The organism is Acidocella sp. MX-AZ02, assembly GCF_000306035.1.
Lineage (GTDB): Bacteria > Pseudomonadota > Alphaproteobacteria > Acetobacterales > Acetobacteraceae > Acidocella > Acidocella facilis.
In genome coordinates, this window is record NZ_JH976209.1 from 515,720 (window position 1) to 522,749 (window position 7,030).

8 protein-coding genes and 1 pseudogene are annotated in these 7,030 nt (G+C 61.2%); 6 read left to right on the forward strand and 3 right to left on the reverse strand.

What is annotated here, in order from left to right:
- Positions 1-93: 93 nt before the first annotated feature.
- Positions 94-216 (reverse strand): hypothetical protein, encoded by a 123-nt coding sequence (locus tag MXAZACID_RS20325; RefSeq protein WP_256378782.1) that lies wholly within the window; start codon positions 214-216, stop codon positions 94-96.
- 636 nt (positions 217-852) lie between these two features.
- Between MXAZACID_RS20325 and MXAZACID_RS14710 the strand changes: the two genes are divergently transcribed.
- From MXAZACID_RS14710 to MXAZACID_RS14730, 5 genes are all read left to right on the forward strand, one after another.
- Positions 853-1,962: a DUF932 domain-containing protein gene (locus MXAZACID_RS14710; RefSeq protein WP_371137078.1), complete on the forward strand. Its 1,110-nt coding sequence runs from the start codon at positions 853-855 to the stop codon at positions 1,960-1,962.
- A 174-nt stretch (positions 1,963-2,136) separates the two neighbouring features.
- Positions 2,137-4,305: a ParB/RepB/Spo0J family partition protein gene (locus MXAZACID_RS14715; RefSeq protein WP_008495259.1), complete on the forward strand. Its 2,169-nt coding sequence runs from the start codon at positions 2,137-2,139 to the stop codon at positions 4,303-4,305.
- Positions 4,306-4,412: 107 nt separating this feature from the next.
- Complete coding sequence (locus MXAZACID_RS14720; protein WP_039885430.1) at positions 4,413-4,910, forward strand: DUF6878 family protein; 498 nt, start codon at positions 4,413-4,415, stop codon at positions 4,908-4,910.
- A gap of 10 nt (positions 4,911-4,920) precedes the next feature.
- A complete protein-coding gene (locus tag MXAZACID_RS14725) occupies positions 4,921-5,286 on the forward strand; it encodes a hypothetical protein (RefSeq protein WP_008495261.1) in 366 nt (121 codons plus the stop codon).
- Positions 5,287-5,362: 76 nt separating this feature from the next.
- Positions 5,363-5,866: a hypothetical protein gene (locus MXAZACID_RS14730; RefSeq protein WP_008495262.1), complete on the forward strand. Its 504-nt coding sequence runs from the start codon at positions 5,363-5,365 to the stop codon at positions 5,864-5,866.
- Between the two features lie 94 nt (positions 5,867-5,960).
- On the opposite strand, the gene MXAZACID_RS14735 is transcribed toward MXAZACID_RS14730, so the two are convergent.
- Together MXAZACID_RS14735 and MXAZACID_RS14740 are read right to left on the reverse strand one after the other, a co-directional pair.
- Positions 5,961-6,386: a type II toxin-antitoxin system VapC family toxin gene (locus tag MXAZACID_RS14735; RefSeq protein WP_008495263.1), complete on the reverse strand. Its 426-nt coding sequence runs from the start codon at positions 6,384-6,386 to the stop codon at positions 5,961-5,963.
- Positions 6,383-6,625 carry a type II toxin-antitoxin system Phd/YefM family antitoxin gene (locus tag MXAZACID_RS14740; protein ID WP_008495264.1) on the reverse strand — a complete coding sequence of 81 codons (243 nt, stop codon included), beginning with the start codon at positions 6,623-6,625 and terminating at the stop codon, positions 6,383-6,385. The genes MXAZACID_RS14735 and MXAZACID_RS14740 overlap by 4 nt, the downstream gene beginning before the upstream one ends.
- Positions 6,626-6,825: 200 nt before the next feature.
- On the opposite strand from MXAZACID_RS14740, the pseudogene MXAZACID_RS14745 reads away from it, so the two are divergent.
- Positions 6,826-7,030 (forward strand): annotated as a pseudogene (locus MXAZACID_RS14745) (DNA primase); the annotation flags it as partial.

Consider the following 7,030-nt stretch of genomic DNA (forward strand, 5'->3'; position numbering starts at 1 on the left):
AGATCAACGTCCGTGGAATGCAGGCCGTAGGCCCGGCGCCAAACGCGCGTTGAAGCCGCAGCAGGTGCGGGCGATCCGGTTCTGGCTTGATCATCAACGGCGCGGGGCGACCGGGCGCTGCTTGATTTTTCCATCGACATCAAGCTGCGGGGCTGTGATGTGGTAAAAATCAAGATCGGTAAAATCGCAAGCGGTGGACGAGTTAATTCCGCTCAATCGTTGTCCAGCAGAAAACCGGACGTCCTGTGCAATTTAAGTTGCCCGAACCCGCCCACGCCAGCTTGCTCGCCTGGCTGATGCAACGGGGTGGAATGCTAGACGATTTCGTCTTTCCGAGCCATACGGACCAAGTTCTCAATCATCTACAAGAAGACCGGTAATCTGCGGGCCGTCCAGATATTGCTGGACTACACAAAAATCGAGAGTACCGTAAGATATCTCGGCGTCGATGTTGAAAATGCGTTGGCCCTCGCGGAGCATACAGAAGTGTGAGCAGGATGACTATCGAATGCTCCGGAATCTATGGCCGCTTTATGCGCTCAAGTAGCAGAAAGCGGCCAGGCCGTTTCCGGCCCAAACTAGCCGAAACCAGAATGTCTTGAAATAATTTTAATCTTCTGGAAGGAGGGCAGGCAGACAGCCACGGCGCCGATGCAGGCTTGAGAGTCAGAGCTTGGCTGGAGTTTTTCATGATGGGTTTGGGTTCGGGAGAGTGTCTTCCGGCGCCTGTCATGGAGAAGTGCCATGGATATCAATGCAACTGCCGCGGTTGCGGCTGTGGGGTCCGATGCTGGCCGGGCTGGGGCGGCGGGTTTTAAGGTGGATGTTAGCCGGGGTGAGCGGCTGGGGCGGGTGTCGTCGGAATGGTTTTCGCGGCCTGATGATGAGCGGTTTTTGTCGTTGCCCGAGTTGTATGAAGCCGTGCGCGCGCGGGCTGACCGGGCCGAGGCGCGTAACGTGGAGAGCCGGGCGATCCGGGTGGAAGCTCGGCGCGATGATGGTGAGCGCCTGGCGTTGATTGTGCCAGGGCAGGAACGGCCGGTGGCGCCGACGCATTGGAGTTTTGGCCAGCTTTGCGGGCTGGTGGGGGTACCGGCGGGGTATCTGCGGGATCTGCCCGCCCCGCTGGCCGGGATCAATCTGCAGCACGGCCTGCTCAACCACCGGGCTGAACTGGTCAAAACCCTGGAGAGTGATGACGGGCGGGTGGAGCTGCGCGCCGTTACTGGGCCGGATTACGGGCGCATTTGGGACCATGAGCTGGTTTCGGCGGTGATGCGGATTGCCGGCAACGGCGCGGGGGATACCAATTGGAAGGTGCCCGGCGTGCTGGATTGGGCGACCATGACGCACAACCCGTATGTGGATGTGACGAAGGAGACCACCACACTCTACGCCAGTGACAGGGATGTGTTTTTGTTTCTCGTGGATGATACGCACCCGATCGAGGCCGGGCGCCTGCCGAACGGCGAGCCGGATCTGTTCTTTCGAGGCTTCTATTGCTGGAATTCCGAGGTGGGCTCGAAGACTTTGGGCATTGCCTCGTTTTATTTGCGGGCGGTGTGTGCCAACCGGAACATCTGGGGTGCGGAGGATTTCCAGGAGATCAGCATCCGGCATAGCAAATTCGCGACCCAGCGCTTTGCGCATGAGGCAGCACCAGCACTGCGGCGCTTTGCCAATTCCTCGCCTGCTCTGTTTGTCGCGGGCATTAAAGCGGCGCGGGAGCAGATTGTGGCGCGCCAGGATGATGAGCGCGAGAGTTTTTTGCGCAAGCGCGGTTTCAGCAAAGGCGAGACGGCGAAGATTATTTCCTCCGTGCTGGAGGAGGAAGGTCATCCGCCGGAGTCCGTGTTTGATTTCGTGCAGGGCATCACCGCGCTGGCGCGCTCGCGCCCGCACCAGGATTCCCGGTTGGATTTGGAGGGCAAAGCCAAGCTACTGCTGGAACGGGTAAGCTGATCGGCTGATCACCGGGGGCTGGTTTGCCGTTGATGTTTGTTATGCCGTGGGCCGTTATCGGTCCACGGCTTTTTTTGTGGCGCGGCAATCAGAGGGAGAGAGCGGCGGAAAAATCTGTGATGGGTTTGCAGGTCAGGAGAGTGGCTCCGGGCCGCCCGTCATGGAGTTTGTCTCATGAGTAAAACAACCAATAAAACTATCCAGAAAATCACGCTGAGCGCCTCGCGCGATATTCCGTTTGATAGACTGGTGCTGTCACAATCGAATGTACGGCGGGTGAAGGCAGGTGTCTCGATTGAGGAACTGGCGGCGGATATCGCCCGGCGCACGCTGCTGCAGAGCATCACGGTGCGGCCAGTGCTGGATGAAGCGGGTGCCGAGACCGGTATGTTCGAGATCCCCGCCGGCGGGCGGCGCTACCGGGCGCTGGAATTGCTGGTGCGGCAAAAGCGGTTGGCCAAGACCGCGCCCATCCCGTGTGTCGTGCGCACCGACGGCATCGCCGAGGAAGACAGCCTGGCAGAGAATGTGCAGCGGGCACCTTTGCATCCGCTGGATCAGTTCCGGGCGTTTCAGGCACTGCGCGAGAAGGGGCAGAGCGAGGAGGAGATTGCGGCGGTGTTTTTTGTCGCGGTCTCGGTGGTGAAGCAGCGGCTGCGCCTGGCCGCCGTTTCGCCCCGGCTGCTGGAGGTTTATGCCGAGGATGAGATGAACCTCGACCAGCTGATGGCTTTCTCGGTCAGCCCCGACCATCAGCGCCAGGAGCAGGTATGGGAGGCGCTGCAGCGCTCCTACAACAAAGAGCCCTACCAGATCCGCCGGATGCTGACAGAAGGGGCGGTGCGCGCCAGTGACAAGCGGGCGCAATATGCCGGTGAGGATTATATCGCAGCCGGTGGGGCGGTGATGCGCGATCTGTTTCAGCAGGATGATGGCGGCTGGCTGCAGGATGCTGGGCTGCTGGCGCGCGTGGTGGCGGAGAAGCTCGAGCGCGATGCCGATACGATCCGGGCCGAGGGCTGGAAATGGGTCGAGATGGCACCTGAATTTCCATACGGCCACAGCAATGGTTTGCGGCGCATTCCGGGCGCGCGCCGTCCGCTCACCGATGAGGAGATTGCCCAGGTTGAGGCGTTACGGGCCGAGGCTGAGCAACTCGAGGAAGAAGCCGCCGAGGCGGATGAGGTCTCCGATGATGCCGATGGCCGCCTCGCGGAAATCGAGGTGGAGATTGACGCGCTGACCCAACGCCCGCCGGTGTACGATCCTGCCGAGATGGCCATGGCGGGGGTATTTGTCAGCATCGACGGCACTGGCGTGCTGCGGGTGGAACGCGGCTATGTTCGACCTGAGGATGAGCCGGCGGTGGTTGAGGAAGCCGATGAGGCAGACTTGGCGGGTGAGGGCAGGGCACAGGGGCAGGACGGATACAATGATGCCGATGGCAGCGATCCCGGCCGCGCGGATTCCAGAGTCATCGCCGCCCATATTGGCGGCGGGGCGGAGCCAGAAGCCGAGCCCGAGGAGGAAGATGGGCTGAAGCCGCTGCCCGACCGGCTGCTGACCGAGCTGACCGCCTATCGCACGCTGGCGCTGCGCGGGGCGCTGGGCCTTGAGCCCGGCATTGCTTACCTCGTCCTGCTGCACGCGCTGTGCCTGAAACTGTTCTACCGCTATGGGGCGGAATCCTGCCTGGAGATCGAGGCGAAGAGCGTGATGTTTGTCGCCCAGGCGCCGGGCCTGGCTGACACGCCCTTGGCGGCACGGGTTGATACGCGGCATGAGGCTTGGGCGGCGCAATTGCCCGAAGATTGTGCCGAGCTGTGGGATGCGCTGATCGGCTTCGACAGTGACAGCCGCGAGGCCTTGTTCGCGCATTGCGTGGCGCTGACGCTGAACGCCACGCATGATGCCTACAACCGCCGCCCCCGTGCGCTGGCGCATGCGGGACGGCTGGCGGAAATTCTGGCGCTTGATTTGGCCGCTGCGGGCTGGGCGCCGAATGTGGACAATTATCTCGGACGGGTGACCAAAGCGCGTATTCTGGAAGCGGTGCGAGAGGCCAAGGGCGAGCAGGCGGCACAACGGCTGGAAGGACTTAAGAAGGACGCCATGGCCGAGGCCGCCGCGCAGGCGCTGGCGGACTCCGGCTGGCTACCCGAGGCGTTGCGCACGAAAGGCGTGGAGACCATGACGATGCCGGCAGATTCTGCGGCGGTGCCCAAGCATGGTACCGCCGCCGCTGTTAGCGCGGATGTGACCGGCGAGGAGGTCGAGGCGGTCGATCTTCCATCCGCCGAAGACGTAGAACAGCTCGAGCCGCACGACATCGCGGCTGAGTGATTGCCACAACCCCGAGGCGGCCAAAAAGCCACCTCGGGTCTCTTCCCTCATCCAACCTCAATTCCAACCCGGCTCCGTGCCGGATTTTGCATTTCTGGAGACAGATCATGTCGGACAATCACAATTCAGCACCTGGTCAGCAACCGCTTGCCAGTCCCGATGCGTTTTTAGCCTCGTGGCAACAAAGAGAACGCGCGTATCGCGCGCGTGCGAGCGCCCTACTCGAGGGCAACAAGAAGGTGCTGTTCGCCATTCTGGTGGAGCATGGCATCACCGCCGTGATCGTGAATTTCGACGGCTATGGCGATAGCGGCCAGATCGAGGACATCACGGCCCAGGGCGGCGATGGTATCGTTGAACTGCCGGATGAGCGGCTCGAGATTTTCTGTGCAGCCTGGGATAGCCCGGACATCGAACGCCAGACCCATACGGTGCGCGAAGCCATCGAGGCGCTGTCCTATGATTTTCTGGCGCAGACGCATTGCGGCTGGGAGAACAATGACGGCGCCCATGGCGATTTTACCTTCGACGTGACGGCGAACAGCATCACGCTCGATTATAATGAGCGCTATACCGCTTCCGAAAATTATTCCCATGAATTTTGAGGAGGCGGCAATGGCACATCCTTACCATCACGCTTTATCCTCCACAAAAAAATGGGGCGGGACGGCGGAAGATTTTTTGGACCTGCATTCCTGGTTCGATGAATCGAGACTCATAACAGCAGACTTTCGGCATCGGGCGCTTCGCCATCACGCCGAGGGCATCTTCATGGCGGAGAGATTTTTTGGCCCCGTCATCACGATCTCGACAGGGCGCATCGTACCTGTGCGCCTGATCGGCGAACAGCATGTCCGGGAAGATCTCGGCTTCATACCGGGCTTCGCGGATTGGATCAAAGCGATCCACCCCGAACCCTGGATGGGCCGGGCCGTGGCGCTGCATAGACTGCACGATCCTTTTGCAATCGATGCCGCCTGAGCATCGCGTTTCAACAATCATATCTTTCAACCCAGAACCCGGCCCCGTGCCGGGTTTTGCAGTTCTGGAGGCCAACATGGCGGATTATTATTCACCGACTATGATACCGGAGATTATCCCGAACGCGGACATGACGAAGTTGGAGTTGTTGTTGCTCTCGCATATGTTCGATGCGGAGTTGGATGGCGACGGAACCTATTTCCATTCCTGGCAAGGTCCGTCGGATCTGATCTGGGTTGATCGCGCCGAACTCAAAACGGCGCCGGACGCGGCCCGTGGCAGTGACAGCCAGGTGTGGGGCTACGTGGAGGAGAAATTCAAAAACGCTACATCGGATGAGGACTCCGTTGAACTGGATATGAGCGGCGTGTCGTGGGAGGTCATTCTTCAGGACATCGTGCGGCGTTCCGCCAAGCTGCGTTATATCACCATGACGACGGCGTTTACTTGTTCAAAAATGCGCGCCGATGGGTTTGGCGGCATGGCGCTGTTCATCACCGCCAATGCCATCAAAGCCTGCTCGACCACGGAGTTTCTGTCGGATTGTCTTGCCGACATCGCCGGGCAGGCGGGCGGGTAGCCCGATGCTCGGGCCAATCCACGGAAAGCTGAGAACCACGACCAATGCGGATGGGCCGGACCCGGCAGCGGGACGGCCCATTTTGCATGGGCGATTACAGCAACATCGTTTTCACACCCAGTGCTGCGCTGGCCTCGCCGAGGCGGCGGTCGAGTGTGCAGAGCGTGGCGCCGTGATCCGCGCAGATGGCGAGATGCAGGGCGTCGCCCGCGCGTAAGCCCAGCGTGTATTGATCCGAGAAACGGGCGGCGGTGCGGAATTGCAGCCCGCTGATGAGCAGATGCAAAAAGCTTTCAGCCGCCAGTTGCGCGAACATGGCCAGGGCATCGGCACGGTGCGTTGGTTGCAACTGGCCGGTGCGCAGCTTGATCGATAAGGCCGAGGAGAATTCCGTTATCACCCAGTCACTGATGGCAAGCTCTCCGGCCTGCTGGGCTGCCAGCCAGGCCTGCATGCGCTCGGTCTCGGCTTCATTCGTCAGGGCGGCAACCAGGAGCGAAGTGTCGAGATAGAGGCTCAATAACGCGCCTCGTCGCGCATTTGCCGTACCGTCTCGCGCGCGGGTTCAGCCTGTTTTGGCATGGCGGCGGTCACGGCTTGCAGGGCACCGAGACAGACCGGCTTGCGCGGTGTGTTGGCGGAGACGATCTGCGCCACCGGCTTGCCACGGCGGGTGATTCCCACGGCCTCTCCGGCGGCGGCGCGTTCGACCAGCTCGCTTAGATGCGCCTTGGCGTCGGCGAGGCTGACATTGCCCATGGGGCGCTCCTGACCAATTAGATGGTCACTTATACCATAGACTTTGGCCGAATGGAAGATTTGCGAGGGAATGCCGCCCGCACACTTCCGATTCGGAAGATAGCGCGTGAGCCGGGCCGAGCGATAGGCTCCGCTGTTCGGCAGCTTGATGGGCTGGTGCCCCGGTTGGTGGAAACTCTTTGGTAATGGAGGAGAAAGCGATGCCCAAGCGTGATTTTTCCATGCCGGTAGCCGAGCTGGCGCAGATGCTGGCGCGCCGAGCCGAAGCGGTGTGCCGGCATTATCTGCCCGCCGGGCGGCGTGAGGGCCGTTATTGGCTGGTGGGGGATGTTCATAATACGCCGGGGCGGTCTTTGTTTGTCCGCCTCACGGGCGGCGGAACGGGCAAGGGGGCGGCGGGGCGCT